Origin of the sequence: Cognatishimia activa (assembly GCF_001458335.1) — a bacterium.
GTDB lineage: Bacteria > Pseudomonadota > Alphaproteobacteria > Rhodobacterales > Rhodobacteraceae > Cognatishimia > Cognatishimia activa.
Map to the genome: position 1 here is coordinate 67,255 of NZ_CYTO01000008.1, position 18,327 is coordinate 85,581.

Annotated in this window: 21 protein-coding genes; 12 read left to right on the plus strand and 9 right to left on the minus strand. The window is 55.8% G+C overall.

The annotated features are described in order from the left end of the window. Positions 1–75 precede the first annotated feature (75 nt). The 5 genes from TA5113_RS03815 to TA5113_RS03835 all read right to left on the minus strand — a co-directional run bounded on the left by TA5113_RS03815 (position 76) and on the right by TA5113_RS03835 (position 5,970). On the minus strand, positions 76–591 hold the full coding sequence (locus TA5113_RS03815) for a DUF3035 domain-containing protein (protein ID WP_058313377.1): 516 nt from the start codon (positions 589–591) through the stop codon (positions 76–78). A 33-nt stretch (positions 592–624) separates the two neighbouring features. Continuing rightward, positions 625–1,113, minus strand: a complete 489-nt coding sequence (lspA, locus tag TA5113_RS03820; RefSeq protein ID WP_058313378.1) for a signal peptidase II — start codon at positions 1,111–1,113, stop codon at positions 625–627. 130 nt (positions 1,114–1,243) lie between these two features. After that, complete coding sequence (gene purH / locus TA5113_RS03825; RefSeq protein WP_058313763.1) at positions 1,244–2,833, minus strand: bifunctional phosphoribosylaminoimidazolecarboxamide formyltransferase/IMP cyclohydrolase; 1,590 nt, start codon at positions 2,831–2,833, stop codon at positions 1,244–1,246. A 15-nt stretch (positions 2,834–2,848) separates the two neighbouring features. After that, positions 2,849–4,591, minus strand: a complete 1,743-nt coding sequence (locus TA5113_RS03830; RefSeq protein WP_058313379.1) for a heparinase II/III family protein — start codon at positions 4,589–4,591, stop codon at positions 2,849–2,851. Between the two features lie 110 nt (positions 4,592–4,701). Next, positions 4,702–5,970: an RsmB/NOP family class I SAM-dependent RNA methyltransferase gene (locus TA5113_RS03835; protein WP_058313380.1), complete on the minus strand. Its 1,269-nt coding sequence runs from the start codon at positions 5,968–5,970 to the stop codon at positions 4,702–4,704. 92 nt (positions 5,971–6,062) lie between these two features. Here TA5113_RS03835 and TA5113_RS03840 point away from each other — a divergent pair, with 92 nt between their 5' ends. Continuing rightward, positions 6,063–6,248 (plus strand): DUF1674 domain-containing protein, encoded by a 186-nt coding sequence (locus TA5113_RS03840; protein WP_058313381.1) that lies wholly within the window; start codon positions 6,063–6,065, stop codon positions 6,246–6,248. Between the two features lie 105 nt (positions 6,249–6,353). Then, positions 6,354–6,740 carry a DUF983 domain-containing protein gene (locus TA5113_RS03845; protein WP_058313382.1) on the plus strand — a complete coding sequence of 129 codons (387 nt, stop codon included), beginning with the start codon at positions 6,354–6,356 and terminating at the stop codon, positions 6,738–6,740. Between the two features lie 17 nt (positions 6,741–6,757). Here the strand turns inward: TA5113_RS03845 and dapB are convergent, their stop codons facing one another. Beyond that, a complete protein-coding gene (gene dapB / locus TA5113_RS03850) occupies positions 6,758–7,567 on the minus strand; it encodes a 4-hydroxy-tetrahydrodipicolinate reductase (RefSeq protein ID WP_058313764.1) in 810 nt (269 codons plus the stop codon). 84 nt (positions 7,568–7,651) lie between these two features. Here dapB and rbfA point away from each other — a divergent pair, with 84 nt between their 5' ends. From rbfA to rpsO, 7 genes are all read left to right on the plus strand, one after another. Further along, positions 7,652–8,071 (plus strand): 30S ribosome-binding factor RbfA, encoded by a 420-nt coding sequence (rbfA, locus tag TA5113_RS03855; RefSeq protein WP_058313383.1) that lies wholly within the window; start codon positions 7,652–7,654, stop codon positions 8,069–8,071. Beyond that, positions 8,068–8,796 (plus strand): phosphodiester glycosidase family protein, encoded by a 729-nt coding sequence (locus TA5113_RS03860; protein WP_058313384.1) that lies wholly within the window; start codon positions 8,068–8,070, stop codon positions 8,794–8,796. Before rbfA ends, TA5113_RS03860 begins: the two co-directional genes overlap by 4 nt. Positions 8,797–8,894: 98 nt before the next feature. Further along, positions 8,895–9,812: a tRNA pseudouridine(55) synthase TruB gene (gene truB / locus TA5113_RS03865; protein WP_058313385.1), complete on the plus strand. Its 918-nt coding sequence runs from the start codon at positions 8,895–8,897 to the stop codon at positions 9,810–9,812. Next, positions 9,809–10,318, plus strand: a complete 510-nt coding sequence (locus tag TA5113_RS03870; RefSeq protein WP_058313386.1) for a DUF1643 domain-containing protein — start codon at positions 9,809–9,811, stop codon at positions 10,316–10,318. Before truB ends, TA5113_RS03870 begins: the two co-directional genes overlap by 4 nt. Before the next feature lie 23 nt (positions 10,319–10,341). Then, on the plus strand, positions 10,342–10,602 hold the full coding sequence (locus TA5113_RS03875) for a DUF5665 domain-containing protein (protein WP_058313387.1): 261 nt from the start codon (positions 10,342–10,344) through the stop codon (positions 10,600–10,602). A gap of 90 nt (positions 10,603–10,692) precedes the next feature. After that, positions 10,693–11,718 carry a calcium-binding protein gene (locus TA5113_RS17310; protein ID WP_058313388.1) on the plus strand — a complete coding sequence of 342 codons (1,026 nt, stop codon included), beginning with the start codon at positions 10,693–10,695 and terminating at the stop codon, positions 11,716–11,718. 111 nt (positions 11,719–11,829) lie between these two features. Then, the gene (gene rpsO, locus TA5113_RS03885; RefSeq protein ID WP_058313389.1) at positions 11,830–12,099 is read left to right on the plus strand and encodes a 30S ribosomal protein S15; all 270 of its coding nucleotides are present in this window, start codon (positions 11,830–11,832) and stop codon (positions 12,097–12,099) included. Positions 12,100–12,160: 61 nt separating this feature from the next. Here the strand turns inward: rpsO and TA5113_RS03890 are convergent, their stop codons facing one another. Next, positions 12,161–13,510 (minus strand): pyridoxal phosphate-dependent decarboxylase family protein, encoded by a 1,350-nt coding sequence (locus TA5113_RS03890; protein WP_058313390.1) that lies wholly within the window; start codon positions 13,508–13,510, stop codon positions 12,161–12,163. 58 nt (positions 13,511–13,568) lie between these two features. Here TA5113_RS03890 and TA5113_RS03895 point away from each other — a divergent pair, with 58 nt between their 5' ends. Further along, positions 13,569–13,898 (plus strand): ArsR/SmtB family transcription factor, encoded by a 330-nt coding sequence (locus TA5113_RS03895; protein ID WP_058313391.1) that lies wholly within the window; start codon positions 13,569–13,571, stop codon positions 13,896–13,898. A 174-nt stretch (positions 13,899–14,072) separates the two neighbouring features. Continuing rightward, positions 14,073–16,214 carry a polyribonucleotide nucleotidyltransferase gene (gene pnp / locus TA5113_RS03900; RefSeq protein ID WP_058313392.1) on the plus strand — a complete coding sequence of 714 codons (2,142 nt, stop codon included), beginning with the start codon at positions 14,073–14,075 and terminating at the stop codon, positions 16,212–16,214. 72 nt (positions 16,215–16,286) lie between these two features. On the opposite strand, the gene TA5113_RS03905 is transcribed toward pnp, so the two are convergent. Together TA5113_RS03905 and rarD are read right to left on the minus strand one after the other, a co-directional pair. Further along, positions 16,287–16,940, minus strand: coding sequence for an RluA family pseudouridine synthase (locus TA5113_RS03905; protein WP_058313393.1), 654 nt, complete (start codon positions 16,938–16,940; stop codon positions 16,287–16,289). A gap of 37 nt (positions 16,941–16,977) precedes the next feature. Then, positions 16,978–17,865: an EamA family transporter RarD gene (gene rarD / locus TA5113_RS03910; RefSeq protein ID WP_058313394.1), complete on the minus strand. Its 888-nt coding sequence runs from the start codon at positions 17,863–17,865 to the stop codon at positions 16,978–16,980. Positions 17,866–18,006: 141 nt separating this feature from the next. Between rarD and TA5113_RS03915 the strand changes: the two genes are divergently transcribed. After that, on the plus strand, positions 18,007–18,327 hold the full coding sequence (locus TA5113_RS03915) for a hypothetical protein (protein WP_058313765.1): 321 nt from the start codon (positions 18,007–18,009) through the stop codon (positions 18,325–18,327).

The window sequence follows — 18,327 nt, forward strand, 5'->3', positions numbered from 1 at the left end:
ATAGTTACGCCGCACCCACGCGCGTTCAACCCCACAAACACATTTGTGAGGCGCAGTTATCTCATCTTTGTAAGTTTAATTCGGCGGCGGAGCTGTCGGTGTTTCGACACCCGCAGCGCGCCATCTCGCCAATTCGGCATAAGCGTTCAGGTGGTAGAAACGATAGACTTCGTTATAGCGATCAGGGTTTGCCAAACGCCAACCCGTAAACCGCGCAAAACGGCCACGGACTTTTTCATCATCCTCGGCAAGTTGTTCGCGAATACCCGCACCACTGCCGTTACGCGCTGCGTAGTTCACCAATGCGCCATCAGCGGATGCAAATGTACCCGGCTCAGGTGTTGGTTGCGCACGGCCACCTAAAGCCACATTCACATCATTCAGCGGATCTTGATCCGTCAGATTGCTGCCACCAGGAGTCGGAGTCGGCAAGGATGCGTAGCTTTCTGGCTGTGTCAGAGGCTTAGACGGAATGATAGAGAATTCATCCGGCCCCGCGTCGTCAGAAGACAAGACACGAATCCCGCGCTCGTTGGCACAGGCTGACACCAAAAGGGCAAATCCAATAATAACCACTCGCGATGCGCGCATCGGAAAACTCCTGACGTTTCGGCTAGCTTTAACCTATCCCTCGTCCGACGTCACGTCTGCTTTTTGTTCGCCACCCCAAATTGCCAAACCAATGGCTCCAGCAAAGATCGCGATATCTGCGACGTTGAAGGCATAAGGGTTCGTGAAGCCACAGCAAGACATGTTCAGGAAGTCTGCAACAGCGCCGTAAAGTAGACGGTCAACCACGTTGCCCAAAGCCCCGCCAATCAAGAGACCAGCAGCAACAAGGCCGATCTTTCCCGGACGATCTTTGGAGACCCAATAATAAACAAAACCACTGATAATCAGCGCGACGGCAATCAAGAGCCACTTCGCCAATGTAGAGCTATCCGCCAAGAGGCCAAAATTGATACCACGGTTCCACGCCATGCTGAAATTCAACAGAGGTGGCAGCACTTCGATCTGCCCGATTTCGCGCAAGTTCAGCACATGCACCACAAGGTACTTGCTCGCCTGATCCACGAGAAACGCCCAAAAGCCTGCCCAAAAGACGAGTTTCATCGTCCATTTCCTTTCCCAAAACCACCCCGACGTGGTTTGCGGTCACTTCCGCAGTCCCTGGCTGGATCTTGAGATCTCTGCTGGGCACCAATTGGCCCGCACTTAAATGCGCGAGCCAACATTATGTTATTTAATGGCGGAAGTGGCGCATGCCTGTAAAGACCATTGCCAACCCAGCCTCATCCGCAGCGTCGATCACTTCTTGGTCACGCATAGAGCCACCCGGCTGGATCACACATGTGCCACCTGCGGCAGCCGCTTCTAGCAGACCATCCGCGAATGGGAAGAATGCGTCAGACGCAACAGCAGACCCTTTTGCGAGACTTTCGTCGAGGCCCAGCTCTGCCGCCATCCGTTCTGCTTTTGCGGCTGCAACATTTGCGCTGTCCAGACGGCTCATCTGGCCTGCGCCAACACCGACGGTTGCGCCGTTCTTCACGTACACGATCGCATTGGACTTAACGTGTTTCGCGACCTTCCAGGCAAATTGCAGGTCTGCCATTTGCGCCTCGGTTGGTGCTTTCTTTGTGACAACCTTAAGCTCATCTGCCGCAACAGACCCAACGTCTTTGTCTTGCACCAGCATACCGCCAGCGACCTGCTTGTAGGCCATAATCGGCTTGCGTGGATCTGGCAGGCCATCCGTGAGCAGCAGGCGCAGATTTTTCTTCGCTGCGAAGATCTCTTTGGCTTCGTCAGACGCACCCGGAGCAATGACCACTTCGGTGAAAATCTCGGTGATCTTCGTCGCGGTTTCCGCATCCAGCGGTTGGTTCAAGGCGACGATGCCACCGAAAGCCGAGGTACGGTCGCAGTCAAACGCCTTTTGGTAGGCTTCGACCAATGTATCGCCGACAGCAACTCCGCACGGGTTCGCGTGTTTGATAATCGCAACGGCTGGGCCATTCGCAGGATCAAATTCGGCCACCAGCTCGAACGCCGCATCGGTGTCGTTGATGTTGTTGTAGGACAGCTCTTTGCCTTGCAGCTGGGTCGCGGTTGCGACGCCCTGGCGGCCAGAACCATCGGTGTAGAACGCGGCTTGCTGATGGCTGTTTTCACCGTAACGCAGGGTTTGAACCAGTTCACCCGCAACCGCGCGGCGGCGCGGCGCTTCTTCACCGATCGCGGCAGCCATCCAGTTGGACACTGCAGCGTCATAGGCTGAGGTGCGCGCATAGGCGATCTGAGCCTGCTTACGGCGGAACGCATAAGTGGTTTGGCCATCATTGGCGTCCAGCTCTGCCAGCAGACCGTCATAGTCCTGAACGTCCACAATCACCGCAACATCGTCATGGTTTTTGGACGCCGCGCGGATCATCGCTGGGCCACCGATATCGATGTTCTCGATGCAGGTTTCGTAGTCGCCGCCCGCAGCCACAGTTGCTTCAAATGGATAGAGGTTCACGACCAACAAATCGATGCCACCAATACCATGCTCTTCCATTGCCGCGACGTGTTCTGGGTTAGAGCGCAGCGCAAGCAAGCCGCCATGCACTTTCGGGTGCAGCGTCTTGACGCGACCATCCATCATTTCTGGAAAGCCCGTGACTTCGGACACGTCTTTCACGTCCAGCCCCGCGTCGCGCAGTGTTTTGGCGGACCCGCCGGTAGAGAGCAGCTCTACGCCGCGTGCAGCAAGCGCTTGGCCCAGCTCGATCAGCCCGGTTTTGTCAGATACGGATAGCAATGCGCGGCGAATGGGGGTCAGGTCGGTCATCAGGTCGAAGTCCAATCAGTGTGTCAGGTCCAGCTCATTCCGGTTCAGGTCACGGATCGCAATCGACGTTTCTTGCGCCTTGGCGAGTGACCACCGGATGCGCGTCGCATACTCCATTGCGACGCCGGATAAAACGATCTGTTTGGCCGCACGAGGCTTTAATCGCCCTTTTTCTAAATAAACTGACGAAGAAAGGGTAAGATTCGCGCCCGAATTGTGCCGGAACACCCAAATCTCTCCGCTTTTGAGAGCGATCGAGACTGCTGCGCCGCCCAAATCCACCGCCGCATCGACCTCTGGATGCAAATGGAATCGCGCCTGATAGGGGATCCCTTGCAAATTTTTGGCGTCCATAACCCGGTCAAATTGACGTTTTGAACTGTCGTCCAAGGCGAGCAGTAGGTCTTCACCAGCAAGTCCACGCCCATCGAATGTCAGCTCGAGCGTACGCGCATGGGTCAGGCCATGTGTCTCGACATACCCATTGTGGCCGCTCTCAAGTCGCAGACCATCATTTGCGCTGCTCAACTGGACCGGCACATCGGTGGGCGCGTCAATCAACTGCTCTTCGCGCCAGCCTTTTCCGCTTTCGCCAAGGCGCGCCGAGGAAAACCCGTCCAGCGACAAAGTGCTATGACTCGGCGTGGCCCGCCCAGCGCGGCGCCAGTCCTCACCAAAGGAGTCGCCTGGTCCGCAATTCACGATCACCGGGCGGCGTCCGCTGGTCATTTCGAAAGCCAATGTGGACGCGTGCGCGTTGAATGAATTCTCACCAATGGGCGGCGAGCTGGCATCCATAATGATGCTGGTGCGCCCGGACGACAGACGCGCATAGCCCATCGCCTGGCCGTCGGCTTGACGGTCCTTTACCTTGCAAGCGGCCAGCGCGGAATCCAGTCGGCCTTCTAGGCCCCGCCCGCCACCATGGAAGCGTGCCAAACTACCATCAGCATGACGCAAAGTGCGAAGCGTCGGCGCAATCCGCTGAATAGCTGAACGATGCGTGTCCGTCGGTTCACGACCAGCGTCTTCCAAAGCAACCCGTGCCCATGTCAAAAGCGTTAGGACTTCAAGCAACTCTTCCGGGTTGCGCGTGGGCAACCCACCTTCTTCATCCACCTGTCGGCGGCATTCTTTAGACAGCGCCCGCAAGGCTGGATCCACGTGTTCCGCCATGCCTTCTAGTGCGAGGCCTGCGTAAATGAGACCCGTCAGCGCTTCAAAACGCGGCAATCCGGGCGCCGTGGCCTGCCAACGGCGGCTTAGGAAAATGACCTGTTGTCCGAGGGACCGATAGAAGGCATCGGACTGTGCCTTATCTTGACCCTGAAGCAGGAAAATCGCGTGGTTGATCCAGCGGATCAGACGGCGCCCTGTGAGTTCCGGCGTCCAGCCGGGGCCGCGCCCTTTGCCAAATCGCTCGATCCAGCGCCAAACCCATTGCTGCGCACGCTGGCGAGAGGCATGGTCGCCGACTGCGGCCAGATCATCGAGCCAAGAAAACCCATGCAGGTCGTGTTCAAACTCGACATCCGGCGCTTGAAGATCCCAAATCGAGGTATTGGGTGCCACAATCAAATGACCGGCGAACAGGAAATTGCCCGCCAAAAGCTGGCGTCCCTTGGCGTAAACGCCAATGGTGCGGGGCTCTGGCATGGACGTGAATAACGTCGCAGGCCTTGCCAATGTACTCAGCCGGGCATGCACACGGTGCATGGCACGTGTATAGCGCGAACCCAGACCATTCGGATTGAGCATATTTCTCTGCCTCTTACGCTCTTGTGGCGTTTGAGCGGCAGTCTACTCGGCTTTTTTTACAGAGTCACCGATTCAATGGTTTCGGCGAAAAGGTGCTGATTAAGCGGGTGTTAAGCTTTGACCAAGCAAGCGATGTAGAACCCGTCCATGCCGCCTTTGTCCGCCCAATAGTCAGGTCGCAGGCGCAGGCCGCCTTCCTCAGTAATCCAAGCGGGATCAATGCCCGGTAGCTTCAGCGCTTCGATATCCGCCTTGATCGTCTTGTGGCGCGCTAACGCGTCTTCGACCTGAACCTCTCCCTCATCGGGCAGCAAGGAACAGGTGCAATAAACCAAGCGTCCGCCGGGTTTCAGCAGATCCAATGCGTGGTCCAGCATCATGGACTGAAGGTGGATCAGTTCGCCGAATTCGCTGCCATCTTTGGCAAATGGCAAATCTGGGTGACGGCGGATCGTACCTGTCGCCGAACAAGGCGCGTCCAGAAGAATGGTATCCCATTGGCCGCTTTCTTCCATCGCATCGCCAACAACAAGCTCTGCTTCAAGCTTGGTGCGTTTCAGGTTCTCGCGCACCCGTTCCATACGGTTTTTGTTACTATCAACCGCACGGACCTTTGCGCCCGCTGCCGCGAGCTGCATGGTTTTGCCGCCGGGCGCCGCACAGAGCTCCAGAACCGCTTCATCTTCTTTCGGCGCTAAAACTTGAACTGGCAAAGCCGCCGCTGCGTCTTGCACCCACCAGCTGCCCTTTTTGAAACCTGGCATTGTGGAAACCTGACCGCTGTCTTCAAGACGCACACTGCCCGACTCAAGCAATTCACCACCAAGCGAGCGGTGCAAAGCCCCGCGGTCGTGTTTGGCAGTGAGATCCAAGGGGGCACCTGCAAAATGCGCTTTCTCGATCTCCTGAACGACATCTCCGCCATAAGCCATCACCAGCGGTTCGCGCAGCCATTTCGGCAAGCGCGGCACGCGCAAAGCATCCCATGCTTCCGGTCCCGCTGCTGCGACTTTGCGAAGAACCGCATTGACCAGCCCCTTCATAGAAGCTGTGCGCTTATTCGCTCCGACAACAGACACCGCACTGTTCACAACGCCATGAGCAGCGCCACCTTGGCAGAGCTCTACCGTGGCAACACGCAGTGCATTGCGCACCGTCAATGGCGGGTATTTCTGCAGGTGTTTCTGTAACATCCGATCCGCGCGTTCCATGCCGCGCAAGGTATCTAACGCTAGGCGCTGCGCCGTTGCCCGCTCGGCCGGTTGCAGCCGCTCTAATGCTCCTGAAGCGATACATTCAGACAACAAGCGCCCCTCGCCGATCACTTGATCGAGCAAGTACACTGCACTACGTCGCGCTTGAACACCCGTTTGTGCCATGGAAAGAACCCTCATTGTGTCTTGTCCGCTGGGCCTTGTTCCCGCCGGATGCGCGCGTATAACAGGGGTGTTATTGGAAAGGAAGAATAAGAATGAGCGATCAAGACAAGGATACTCAGGACCTTCCGCCCGCGGCGATCCGTGCTTTGGAAGAAGCAGAAGAACGGCGCAAGAAAGCAAAGGCGCTTGAACTGGCCCCGGAATTAGGTGGTCGCGATGGACCGGAACCCGTTCGCTATGGCGATTGGGAGAAAAAGGGACTGGCCGTCGACTTCTAAGGCCACAAACGGCCAAGGACCGGCGTGCGCCTAAGTCGCAGCTGTCTCAAATTGAACCGTCAGTCCTCAGGGTCTATTTATTCAGCGTAAGCTCAGGAGCGCGCTATGGCTGATGCAATTCAAATTTCTAATGACCGCCCACTTGGGACCTCGCTAATGCGCGGCGCTGCACTGCGCTGCCCAAAATGCGGCGAAGGCAAGCTGTTACACAGTTACCTGAAGGTCAATGATTGCTGCGAAGCATGTGGCGAGGAATTCCACCACCAACGTGCTGATGACGGTCCCGCCTATGTGACGATCTTGATCGTCGGCAAAGTCATGATTTTTGCCCTCAGCATGATGTGGCAACATTGGCGCCCCGAGCCATTGACCATGGCTTTGGTCATCGGATCCCTCGCGCTGGTCACAACCCTTCTGTTCCTACCCCGTGCCAAAGGCTTTATCGTTGCCTACCAATGGGCAAAGCGCATGCACGGGTTTGATAAGCCGTAAAGCGCAGAGCGCTGGGATCAAAGTCCCAGCACATCCACCATGTCATATTGGCCCGGCATCTTGTCTTGGCCCCAAAGCGCCGCTTTCAATGCACCGCGCGCAAAGATTGCACGATCCGTCGCCAAGTGGCGCAGAACGATGCGCTCGCCTGCAGCGGCGAACAAAACATCGTGCTCGCCCACGATGTCGCCACCGCGGATTGCGGTGAAGCCGATGTCGCCACGCTTCCGTGCGCCAGTAATACCATCACGACCAGAATCGCGCACGTCCGCAAGATTCACCCCACGACCTTCCGCCGCGGCTTCACCAAGCATCAAAGCGGTGCCCGATGGCGCGTCAACTTTGTGGTGGTGGTGCGCTTCAATGACTTCAATGTCGAAATCTTCATCCAAGGCCGCCGCAACTTTTTTGGTCAGTTGGGTCAACAAGTTCACGCCGAGACTCATGTTGCCAGCCCGCACAATCACCGCGTGGTAGGATGCTGGCTCAAGCTGCGCAATCTCGTCATCGGTCATCCCTGTGGTGCCAATCACGTGTACAGCACGCGCTTGGGCCGCCAGTTTTGAGAATTCAATGGTTGCGGCAGGCGCTGTGAAATCAATCACCGCCTGAGCCTTGGCGAATGCTTCCAGAGGTTTATCGGTGACAGTCACGCCCAAAGCCGCGCCGCCCATGGCAACACCTACGTCTTGGCCGACCCACGCGTGACCTTCCCGCTCGACCGCGCCGACCAGTTTGGCCTTGTCGCTGTCCACAACCGTGTTGATCAGCATTTGCCCCATTCGGCCGGAGGCACCGGTAATCACAATACCTGGAAGGTCTTCCATCATTCTCTCCTATTCGGTATGAGCCAGCCTTTACTGCAATCCGCCCCGCTTGGCAAAGGGGACGAAAGAGCATAAGGGATGCCTATGGCAAAGAAGAGCTTCCATGGGGACGCGGGCCCGTCCCAGCGTCAATTGCGCGTCGGCGAAACCATTCGCCGCGGCCTTTCGGAGATTCTGATGCGTGGGGATATCCACGACCCGGATCTGAACCGTCTGTCGATCACCGTGGGCGAGGTGCGCACGTCACCTGACCTGCGTATTGCGACAGCTTATGTCCTGCCGCTTGGTGGGAAAGGCAAAGAAGATGTTCTGAAGCTTTTGGGCAAAAACAAACATGAGCTGCGGCGCATGATTGGCAAAAAACTGGGCCTAAAGCACACGCCGGAACTGCGCTTCCAGTTAGATCAGACTTTTGATCAAATGGATGAGGCGCGCCGGATCCTGAGCGACGAGCGAGTGCGTAAGGATGTGGATGCAGCCAGCGCTGACGAGGACGACGCGTGAAAGCGTTCCTTGGCCTGATCGCAAGCATTGCTTTCTGGCCAATCGCGGCACATGCCGTAGACTGTACGTCTGAAACCTTCGAAGAAGGTCGCTACACGGTCTGCCGTGTCGATAACCAAGCCGCCGATATCCGTCTGTTTTTACGAGATGACAACGGCCAGATCCTTGGTGGATTTGGTGCTGTGGAGAATTCTCTAGAACCAGACAAATCTCTGGCCTTTGCCATGAATGGCGGGATGTATCATCCTGATCGACGTCCGGTTGGATACTATGTCGAAGAAGGCGATCAGGCTCAGAGGTTGTTTCCGAATGCCGGTCCAGGAAACTTCGGCTTGGTGCCAAATGGCGTTTACTGCATTCGAGACAACCGCGCCGATGTGATTGAATCCAAAGCGTTTGAAGCGCGTCCATTGGATTGCACGTATGCAACCCAATCGGGTCCAATGCTTGTCATCGACGGCACCTTGCACCCGCGATTTTTAGAAAACAGCAGCTCGCGCTTTGTGCGGAACGGCGTTGGCACATCAGAGGATGGCAGCCAATCGATCTTTGTGAAGTCAGAAAACGCCGTGAACTTCCATACGTTTGCGCGTTTTTTCAAAGACCATCTGGGGCTGCCACAAGCGCTCTTTCTCGACGGCAAAATCAGCCGTCTTTACGCGCCGCAGATCGGACGATCTGACGCTGGCTTTCCTTTGGGCCCGATCATTGGCGTCGTCGAATAGTCGACGCGGCAACCAAGAGTTTCCTTTGGCCAATTGACCAAACGCATGGCATTCTATAGGCCGCGCATTTCTAAAGTTTGACGAAGTTCGAGGATGCCATGGGCCGCACACGCAAAGGGCGCGACATTTCAGGTTGGTTGATTGTTGATAAGCCTGCGGGGATCACCTCGACCGCGGTGGTCAACAAGGTGCGCTGGGCGCTAGGCGCGAAAAAAGCGGGTCACGCCGGCACTCTTGACCCAGAAGCAACTGGCGTTTTGGCTGTTGCGTTGGGGGAAGCCACCAAAACCGTTCCCTACATCACCGACGCTTTAAAATGCTATGAGTTCACGGTGCGTTTGGGGCAAGCCACCAATACGGATGACGCAGAAGGCAAGGTGATTGCCGAGTCTGGCGAACGTCCAAGCGATGACGACATCAAAGGGGCGCTCGGTCAATTCGTCGGCGACATCCAGCAAGTTCCGCCTAAATTCTCTGCTGTAAAAATCGATGGCGAACGCGCTTACAAGCTCGCCCGTGACGGCGAAGACGTCGAGATTGCTGCTCGCCCACTTTGGGTTGAAAGCCTCGTCATGCTGGACCGTGAAGACTACGATCATGTGCTGCTCGAACTGACTTGCGGCAAAGGCGGGTATGTCAGGTCTATTGCGCGAGATCTTGGTGAAGCACTTGGGTGTTTCGGACACGTCCGCGAACTGCGCCGCATTTGGTCCGGCCCGTTTGAAGCCACGGATGGGTTAAGCATCGAAGACATTGACGCCCAGGCGAAAACCCCAGAGTTAGACACGCATATTCTGCCTTTGACCGCTAGCTTGGATGGAATTCCAGAGGCCAACTGCTCCGCGGAAAATGCCATCCGCTTGCGCAACGGCAATCCTGCGATGGTGATCGGCAATGGGCTGGAATACGGCGATACCTGCTGGGTTAGCCACGAGGGTGTGCCAATCGCCATCGGGACGTTCAAATCTGGTGAGCTGCACCCGAACCGGGTTTTTGTTCTGCCTGCCGCCGAATGATCAAACGCAGCTTTCAAAAAGGTGATGCGGCCTCTGAGGCGCTTTATTCAGATTGCGAAACCTATCGCTACGCATTGACCCGCGTTTGGGACGATGCGGCCCCGAAACTGCTCTACATTATGCTGAACCCTTCCAAGGCCACGGAAGTTCAGAACGATCCCACAATTGAGCGTTGCGAACGTCGGGCGCGCGCTTTGGGTTTTGGGGGTTTCCGCGCCACAAACATCTTTGCACTGCGCGAAACGGATCCACACAAAATGCGCAAACATCCTGCGGCTGAGGGACCAGACAACGCTGCGGTTCTCATTGAGTCTTGTGTTTGGTCTGATGTTATTCTTGCGGCTTGGGGCGTGCATGGCGCACATCTTGGCCAAGGCCCCGATACGCGCGATCGTCTTTGGGACTCCGGGCACGAACTCCGCCATTTTGGATTGACAAAAGAGGGGCACCCTCGTCATCCCTTGTATGTGCCTTACGCACAACAGCCGGAGATCTGGCAGCGGTGATCCGTTGCTGAACGGAGAGCAAAATGACGACTGACGCCGCGCTTGAAAAACTGACCAAAGAAGTGGAGCGCCTGAACGAGCATCGGTTCATTCGCGTGCAAAATTCATGGTGGCGTTTGATCCTGTTTCAATTCACCCGCGGTTTGGCTTTCGGACTTGGATCTGTGGTTGGCGCGACGATACTCGTGTCTCTTCTTGCTTGGTGGATCAGCCAGTTCGAGTTCCTCCCCATTGTCGGCGAATGGGCCGCGACAATCGCAAAACAGATCGAATTGTCTGAATAAGACCCTCCACATTAACTTCTTACCCGGCAACTCGTTTACCGCTCATACTTAAAGTGCCCGTTTCCATTGGGTTGGAACGTTGGGACTGGAATGACTTGGGAGACGGTGATGTTGGTAGTGGCGGGTATGCTTGGGGTTATGGCTGTTTGCGCCGTTTTTGTTGGTCTCGATGAGGCCCCCGCCAGCGAGGACACGGAAAAGGATGACGAAACGCCCCCGGATACAGCACTGGTCACGGATGGTCCTTCAATTGCGCCTCCAGACCCAGATCAAGCGCCGATCCATGTGCCGGGCGGGGCTATTTTGCCTGGGGATGACGACGATGAAACCCTTGCGGGCACAGAGGGTGACGACCAGATCAACGGCTATGACGGGGATGATCTGATAACCAGCGCCGGGGGCAATGATTGGGTTCTTGGGGGCGACGGACAAGACAGTGTGTATGGCGAAGCTGGGAATGACACGTTGGAAGGCGGCCGTGGCGACGACCTTTTGGAGGGAGGCACGGGAGCAGATTATCTGGCTGGCGGTACCGAAAACGATACCCTCTTTGGCGGTGCCGGGGATGACAGCCTTGTCGGGGGTACAGGCGATGATCAGGTTGAAGGGGGCGATGGTGAGGATTGGGTCGCGGGGCGCCATGGGCAGGACACGCTGACCGGTGGATTGGGCGTCGACACACTATCAGGCTTTGATGGAGATGATATGCTAGATGGCCGTGTGCTTGCATCGGACGGCGCGGATATCGACGGGATCGATTTCCTCAACGGTGGCGATGATGACGATATCCTGATCGCCGGCGCGGGGGACATAATGAGTGGTGGCAGCGGCGCGGATACTGGTGTCTTTGGACTGTGGGGCGCCGGAGAAGAGCCAGCCGTTTGGCCAGATTTTGACCCCTCAGCAGATGATATCGTGGTGCTTCTGCCAAAGGGCGGCGCGGCGACTGTTTCGCTTGAACCCACTCCAGAGGACCCATCGATTGGCCAACTGATGTTGGATGGTGAACCGGTGGCATTAATCCATAATGGCGGAAGCCTAAGCGCATCTGATGTTACATTGCTGCGCGGCTCAGCCGATCAGATCGAGAATCTGCTTCCAATCCAACAAAAATAGGCCTATACGCCCGCATCTGCCTGTGGAACCGCATGGAATCACAGGTGCTCCATGGACCTTGCTGGACGACATCCCGGCTCGTGCCCGTAACCCTTAACTTAGGAGACCCCGATGTCGATTACTGTTGAAGAAAAAAACCGCGTGATGAAAGAATTCGCAACCAAAGAGGGCGACACTGGTTCCCCTGAGGTTCAAGTTGCGATCCTGTCTTCCCGCATTGCGACCCTGACAGAGCACTTCAAAACCCACAAAAAAGACAACCACGGTCGCCGTGGCCTTTTGAAAATGGTTGCTCAGCGCCGTAAGCTGCTGGACTACCTGAAGGGCAAAGACGAAGCGCGTTACGCTGACTTGATCAAGCGTCTGGGCCTGCGTCGCTAAGGAATTCGAAATTCCGATCTATTGAAACACCCGCTCAATCGAGCGGGTGTTTTTCTATGGACTACCCATTTGGTCCAATGGTTGCGAGAATCTCGACAAGCTCTTCGACGTGACGCTCTTCGGTCCGAAAACTTGAGAAACTAATACGGAAAGCCGGGTGACCCTGCCACACGGTGCCGCCAAACCAAACGCGCCCGCTACTTTGCACCCTTTCCAGAATGCGTTTGGTGGCATCATCATCAACGCCCCGCACCAAAACCTGATTGAGCACCACCCGGTTCAACACGTTAAACCCAATTTTCCGGAGTTGGCCTGCAACGAATTGCGCCTGCGCATGGTGGCGCTCCACCATCGCAGCAACGCCCTCGCGTCCCAATGTCCTCAAAGCAGCCCAAATCGACACCCCACGGGCTTTCCGAGAGAACTCAAGTGTCAGATTTTTCTGAGAATCCGCCGAAGCGCTCGAGTACACCGCATCGCTGTTCATGACACGCGCAAGGGCATTTGGGTCACGGCAGATCGCCATGGCGCTATCGTAAGGTGTGTTGAGCCATTTGTGACCATCCGTTGTCCAACTATCCGCCCCGTCCACACCTTCCGTCAAATGCGCGAGTTGCCCGCTCGCGCGCGCCCATAGACCGAAGGCCCCGTCCACGTGCACCCAAGCACCTGCTGCCTGCCCTTGGTCAATGAGCGGTTGGAACCGGTCGAATTCGCCCGTATTCACCTCACCCGCCTGCAATATCAGAATGGTTTGATCGTCCAATTCGGGCAGTTTTTCGGGAATAATACGCCCGTTATCATCCGTCTCAGCCAGACGCACATTGCGCCAGCCAAATCCCAGAATTTGAAGCGCCTTTTTAATTGTCACATGCGTGACATCTGACACAACCACACGAATCTCAGGCGCGCCGATCCAACCGTCTTCGACGAAGTCCCAGCCCTTTCGCGCCAGAAGCTCGGCACGGGCCGCTGCGATGCAACTTAGGCCGCAAGCCGTGGCCGATGTACCAAAGGCCACTGCCGATTCCGCTGGCAATTTCAGGATATCCAAAACCCAACTTGCCGCTTGTTTTTCAAGCGCGTGAACACCCGGCGCACTGTCTGAACTTGAGGCACATTGATCCCATGCCAAAGCCAACCTATCCGCCGCAGCAGCCACTGGCAGGCTGGCACCAAGCACGAATCCAAAATACCGAGGTCCATTTGAAGCGACAGTCGCATTGCCCGCGACGGAATTCATAAGCTCCAAGGTGGTCAATGCCGGGAGGCCTTTTTGGGTTAGAGGCTCATTGAGTTGGCCCAGGTCTTCAATAGCCTGCGCATTCGGATAGGCAGCACGGCCTTCAATTCCCGCGGTATAGTCACGGGCGAGACCGTCCGCTTGTTGTAGCAATTCCAGTTCATTCATGGCATCTTCCCAAAGAGCGAATCTATATCGTATAATTTCTATATAGGATAAACCCTATATGCCAAAGCAAATATCTGAAACCATCCAGATGCTGCGCGCGGTTTCCAACCCGCACAGGGCACAGATTCTTGATTGGCTCTTGGATCCTGAGGCAAATTTCCCGCCACAAAAGGATGGGGATTTAGTTCAGGACGGCGTCTGCGTTGGCTTCATCACGGACAAAGCCGGATTAAGCCAACCAACGGTGACAGCTCACATGCGCACTCTGGAAGCTGCAGGCTTGGTAACCTCCAAAAAAATCAAGAACTGGGTCTTCTACAAAATCCGCGCCGCAGCTCTTTTGAAAATTGGCCAAATATTCAGTGATGCCTCAGAAGCTGCGCCATAGTAGCCGACCTATGCGGCTTTCCATCAGACCAAAACTCATGTATGGCGCTTCTATCTGAGACGAGTGCAAAGGCCTCGGCACGCGAAAGAAAGATAGATGAGGTCGGTGGCAATGGGGCCACCATGTAAACGGGAGACCCGGAGGGCCGGGAGTGCTCCTACTTAGGATACGATGATGTTCACAGAAACAAAGAAAACGATGCAGTGGGGCGAAGAAACCCTCACTCTGGAAACGGGTAAAGTTGCCCGTCAGGCAGACGGCACCGTGATCGCCACTTTGGGCGAGACCAGCGTCATGGCCAATGTGACCTTTGCGAAGGCACCAAAACCAGGTCAGGACTTTTTCCCTCTGACCGTTCACTACCAAGAAAAATACTACGCTGCCGGTAAAGTTCCTGGCGGCTTCTTCAAGCGCGAAGCGCGCCCGACTGAAAAAGAAACACTGACAGCACGTTTGATCGACCGTCCGATCCGTCCGCTGTTTGTGGAAGGCTTCAAACACGAAGTTCTGGTGATGTGTACCGTTCTGTCCCACGATCTGGTCAACGACCCAGACATGGTGGCGATGATCGCGGCCTCTGCTGCGCTGACCATTTCCGGTGCGCCATTCATGGGCCCAATCGGTGCGGCACGTGTTGGCTTTGAAGACGGCGAATACATCCTGAACCCACAAGTCGATGACATGCAGGATCTGCGCAACAACCCAGACCAGCGTCTGGACCTTGTTGTGGCCGGCACCAAAGACGCCGTGATGATGGTTGAATCAGAAGCATACGAACTGACCGAAGCAGAGATGCTGGGTGCGGTTAAGTTTGCTCATGATGCGATCCAACCGGTGATCGATCTGATCATCGAGCTGGCAGAAGAAGCGGCAAAAGAGCCGTTTGACTTCCAACCACCAGAATACACAGAGCTGTTTGAGGCGGTAAAAGCAGCTGGTGAAACCCAGATGCGCGCAGCTTTCGCTCTGACTGACAAGCAAGAGCGCACATCTGCGGTTGCAGCGGCGCGTGAAGCGATCAAAGAAGCTCTGACTGAAGAGCAACTGGAAGACGCGAACCTCGGTTCCGCAATGAAGAAGCTGGAAGCAGGCATCCTGCGCGGCGACGTTGTGAAAACCGGCAAGCGTATCGACGGTCGTGACACTGACACAGTGCGCGCGATTGAGTCTCAAGTTGGCCTGCTGCCACGGACCCACGGTTCTGCGCTTTTCACACGCGGCGAAACCCAAGGTCTGGTTGTGACCACTCTGGGTACTGGCGACGATGAGCAAATCATCGACGCGCTGCACGGCAACTTCCGTTCCAACTTCCTGCTGCACTATAACTTCCCTCCATATTCCGTGGGTGAAGTTGGTCGTGTGGGTTCCCCGGGTCGTCGTGAGATCGGTCACGGCAAACTGGCATGGCGCGCGCTTCAGGCGGTTCTGCCAGCGGCAACCGACTTCCCTTACACCATCCGCGTGGTCTCTGAGATCACCGAATCCAACGGTTCGTCTTCCATGGCGTCCGTATGTGGTGGCTCCCTGTCCATGATGGATGCAGGCGTTCCGCTGAAATCCGCGGTGGCTGGTGTTGCGATGGGTCTGATTCTGGAAGACGACGGCTCTTACGCGATCCTGACCGACATCCTGGGTGACGAAGATCACCTCGGCGACATGGACTTCAAAGTGGCGGGTACCGAGAACGGCATCACGTCCCTGCAGATGGACATCAAGGTCGCAGGCATCACACCTGAGATCATGGAAAAGGCCCTCGCACAGGCGAAAGAAGGCCGGATGCACATCCTGGGTGAGATGAACAAAGCCCTGTCTGGCGCGTCTGACTTCTCTGTCCACGCACCACGCATCGAGACCATGAACATCCCAACCGACAAGATCCGTGAAGTGATCGGTTCTGGCGGTAAGGTGATCCGTGAGATCGTGGAAGTGTCCGGCGCGAAAGTGGACATTAACGACGAAGGCGTGATCAAGATCGCATCTCCGAACGGTGAGTCCATCCAGAAAGCCTATGACATGATCCACGCGATCGTGGCAGAGCCTGAGGAAGGCGCGATTTACACCGGTAAGGTTGTTAAGATCGTCGACTTCGGTGCCTTCGTGAACTTCTTTGGCAAGCGCGACGGTCTGGTGCACGTGTCCCAAATCGAAAACCGCCGCCTGAACCACCCATCTGACGTTTTGAAAGAAGGTCAGGAAGTGAAGGTGAAACTGCTGGGCTTTGACGACCGCGGTAAAGTTCGCCTGTCCATGAAAGTGGTTGATCAGGAAACCGGTGAAGAGGTTGTGCCTGAGAAGAAAGAAAAGAAAGAAGACTAAGTCTTTTTAGCTTTCAAACGAAAAGCCCCGCTCTTGAGCGGGGCTTTTTTGTTCCTAAGATTTAAGGCCGGATCAAAACTCCGGCTTCGCTCGAAAACTCAACCCCTTGCCGCTTTCAGGATGATTGATCCGGAGTTCCTCAGAATGCAGCATCAGCCTTTTATGCTCACCCGTCGTTTCTGGTGCATATAAGGGATCTCCCAAAATCGGATGCCCCAAAGCCAACATATGGACGCGCAATTGGTGGCTGCGCCCGGTTTTCGGGAATAGCCGGACACGAGATTTCTCGTCTGAAACTTTCAGAACCCGCCAATCGGTCACCGCAGGTTTCCCGGTTTCGTGGCACACTTTTTGCAAAGGCCGATTGGGCCAATCCACGATCAGTGGGAGGTCGACGGTTCCTGTCTTTTCCGCCACGCGTCCTTGCACCCGCGCCACGTAAGTCTTCTTGGTGCTGCGCTTTTCAAATTGCATGGACAGGCTACGCTGCGCATGGGGCGTCAGGGCAAAGACAATCACTCCTGAAGTGTCACGATCCAAACGATGCACGAGAAGCGCGTCGGGAAAGGCCGCCTGAACACGGGACAGTAAACAATCCGCTAGGTGCTCGCCCTTTCCCGGCACAGACAGAAGCCCGCTGGGTTTGTTAACAGCAATCACATGGCCATCTTCATGCAGGATGTCCAAGGGACCCTGTGGGGGTTTGTAGGGCGTGATTTGAGTCATGACGCGGGCATACCCCTGCCCATCGTTTAGGGCAAGCTTAGGCGCGGCGCATTTCGCGGATCATAGACACAGAGTAAATCACCAAAGCGGTCCAAATCATGGGGAACGCGATGAGGCGGCTTTGATCGAGCTCTTCGTTGAACACGAAGACTGCGAGAATGAAGATCATGCTCGGCGCGATGTATTGCAAGATACCCGCGGTTGAGAGGCGGATCAGCTTTGCACCATTGGCATAGATCATCAAAGGAATTGCGGTGACGATCCCAGCGGCCAGCAGAACCCAAGTGTCTCTCGCATTGCTCAGAAAGACCCCTTCACCTGAGGCGGCGAGGTAGATCAGATAGGCTGTGGCTGGCGCGGATAAGATCAAGACTTCGAGCAAGAACCCTTGGTTTGGACCGATAGGAAGTGACTTCTTGCAATAGGCGTAAAACCCCCAGCTAAATGTCAGCCCCAGCGGAATCCATGGTGGCGCAGGAGCGGCCACAAACAAGACCAGAACCGCAGCGGCAGCGATTAGGATCGAGACCATTTGCATCTTTGTGGGCCGCTCGCCCAACAACATAGCGGCCAGGAACATCGAGAAGAGTGGGTTGATATAATAGCCAAGCGCGGCGTCAGCCGCCCGCTCAATTGAAATCGCGTAGACATAGATGCCCCAGTTCACAGACACCAACGCAGCCGTGACACAGGCCATGGCCAACATTCGCGGGTTTTTGATCGCCTGTCGCAACTCTTTGGTCCGCCTCAGGACCAGCAAAACAGCACCCGCAATCGGCACAGACCAGATCACCCGATGCGCCACGACTTCGGCCGCGGGCACGTGATCCACTAGCTTCATGTAAAGCGGTAGGAAACCCCACAGCCCATAAGCTGTGATCGCCAATACCAAACCCCGTGGGGTGTCTTGATCTTGATTTGCCATTGGGGAAATCCGTTTCGTTTCACCCACACATTAGAACCGAAATATGTTCCGGGTCATCAACCCGGTTCATGATTTTTCGTGATGGGTGCGACGGAAGTTTGTGATGGATGCGTTCAACTCTTGAAACACAAGGAGAGGGCCATGCGCCATTTGACCTACGCAGCTATATTTTTATTGGGAGCTTTAAGCCTCGCATCCGTTGCGACCTCGCAAACGCTGGAACGAGGCAAACGGCCAACAGACAAGATCGCAGCTGATCTCAATATTCCGGAAACGGTTTTTGTGGAGTGCTTCAGCGATGTGATGCCCGATCGCAATCACAACCCGAGCGGGGCAAAGCAAAGGGCAAATAAAGCCATTCTGCTACCTTGCCTGCAGGCGGAGAATCCTGAGATCACCAACCGCCTGCTAGACGAGGTCATGGACCGCTACCGGCCCGAAGGGCCGATGCGGAGGTCATAA

Bases quoted from the DNA above. Each gene is read 5' to 3' on its own strand.
- pnp (WP_058313392.1), top strand. From the start codon at position 14,073: ATGTTCACAGAAACAAAGAAAACGATGCAGTGGGGCGAAGAAACCCTC.
- TA5113_RS03870 (WP_058313386.1), top strand. From the start codon at position 9,809: ATGATCAAACGCAGCTTTCAAAAAGGTGATGCGGCCTCTGAGGCGCTT.
- TA5113_RS03890 (WP_058313390.1), bottom strand. From the start codon at position 13,510: ATGAATGAACTGGAATTGCTACAACAAGCGGACGGTCTCGCCCGTGAC.
- rpsO (WP_058313389.1), top strand. From the start codon at position 11,830: ATGTCGATTACTGTTGAAGAAAAAAACCGCGTGATGAAAGAATTCGCA.
- TA5113_RS03815 (WP_058313377.1), bottom strand. From the start codon at position 591: ATGCGCGCATCGCGAGTGGTTATTATTGGATTTGCCCTTTTGGTGTCA.
- TA5113_RS03915 (WP_058313765.1), top strand. From the start codon at position 18,007: ATGCGCCATTTGACCTACGCAGCTATATTTTTATTGGGAGCTTTAAGC.
- TA5113_RS03905 (WP_058313393.1), bottom strand. From the start codon at position 16,940: ATGACTCAAATCACGCCCTACAAACCCCCACAGGGTCCCTTGGACATC.
- truB (WP_058313385.1), top strand. From the start codon at position 8,895: ATGGGCCGCACACGCAAAGGGCGCGACATTTCAGGTTGGTTGATTGTT.
- TA5113_RS03895 (WP_058313391.1), top strand. From the start codon at position 13,569: ATGCCAAAGCAAATATCTGAAACCATCCAGATGCTGCGCGCGGTTTCC.
- TA5113_RS03875 (WP_058313387.1), top strand. From the start codon at position 10,342: ATGACGACTGACGCCGCGCTTGAAAAACTGACCAAAGAAGTGGAGCGC.
- TA5113_RS03835 (WP_058313380.1), bottom strand. From the start codon at position 5,970: ATGGCACAAACGGGTGTTCAAGCGCGACGTAGTGCAGTGTACTTGCTC.
- TA5113_RS03845 (WP_058313382.1), top strand. From the start codon at position 6,354: ATGGCTGATGCAATTCAAATTTCTAATGACCGCCCACTTGGGACCTCG.
- purH (WP_058313763.1), bottom strand. From the start codon at position 2,833: ATGACCGACCTGACCCCCATTCGCCGCGCATTGCTATCCGTATCTGAC.
- TA5113_RS03830 (WP_058313379.1), bottom strand. From the start codon at position 4,591: ATGCTCAATCCGAATGGTCTGGGTTCGCGCTATACACGTGCCATGCAC.
- TA5113_RS03840 (WP_058313381.1), top strand. From the start codon at position 6,063: ATGAGCGATCAAGACAAGGATACTCAGGACCTTCCGCCCGCGGCGATC.
- lspA (WP_058313378.1), bottom strand. From the start codon at position 1,113: ATGAAACTCGTCTTTTGGGCAGGCTTTTGGGCGTTTCTCGTGGATCAG.
- rbfA (WP_058313383.1), top strand. From the start codon at position 7,652: ATGGCAAAGAAGAGCTTCCATGGGGACGCGGGCCCGTCCCAGCGTCAA.
- dapB (WP_058313764.1), bottom strand. From the start codon at position 7,567: ATGGAAGACCTTCCAGGTATTGTGATTACCGGTGCCTCCGGCCGAATG.
- rarD (WP_058313394.1), bottom strand. From the start codon at position 17,865: ATGGCAAATCAAGATCAAGACACCCCACGGGGTTTGGTATTGGCGATC.
- TA5113_RS17310 (WP_058313388.1), top strand. From the start codon at position 10,693: ATGACTTGGGAGACGGTGATGTTGGTAGTGGCGGGTATGCTTGGGGTT.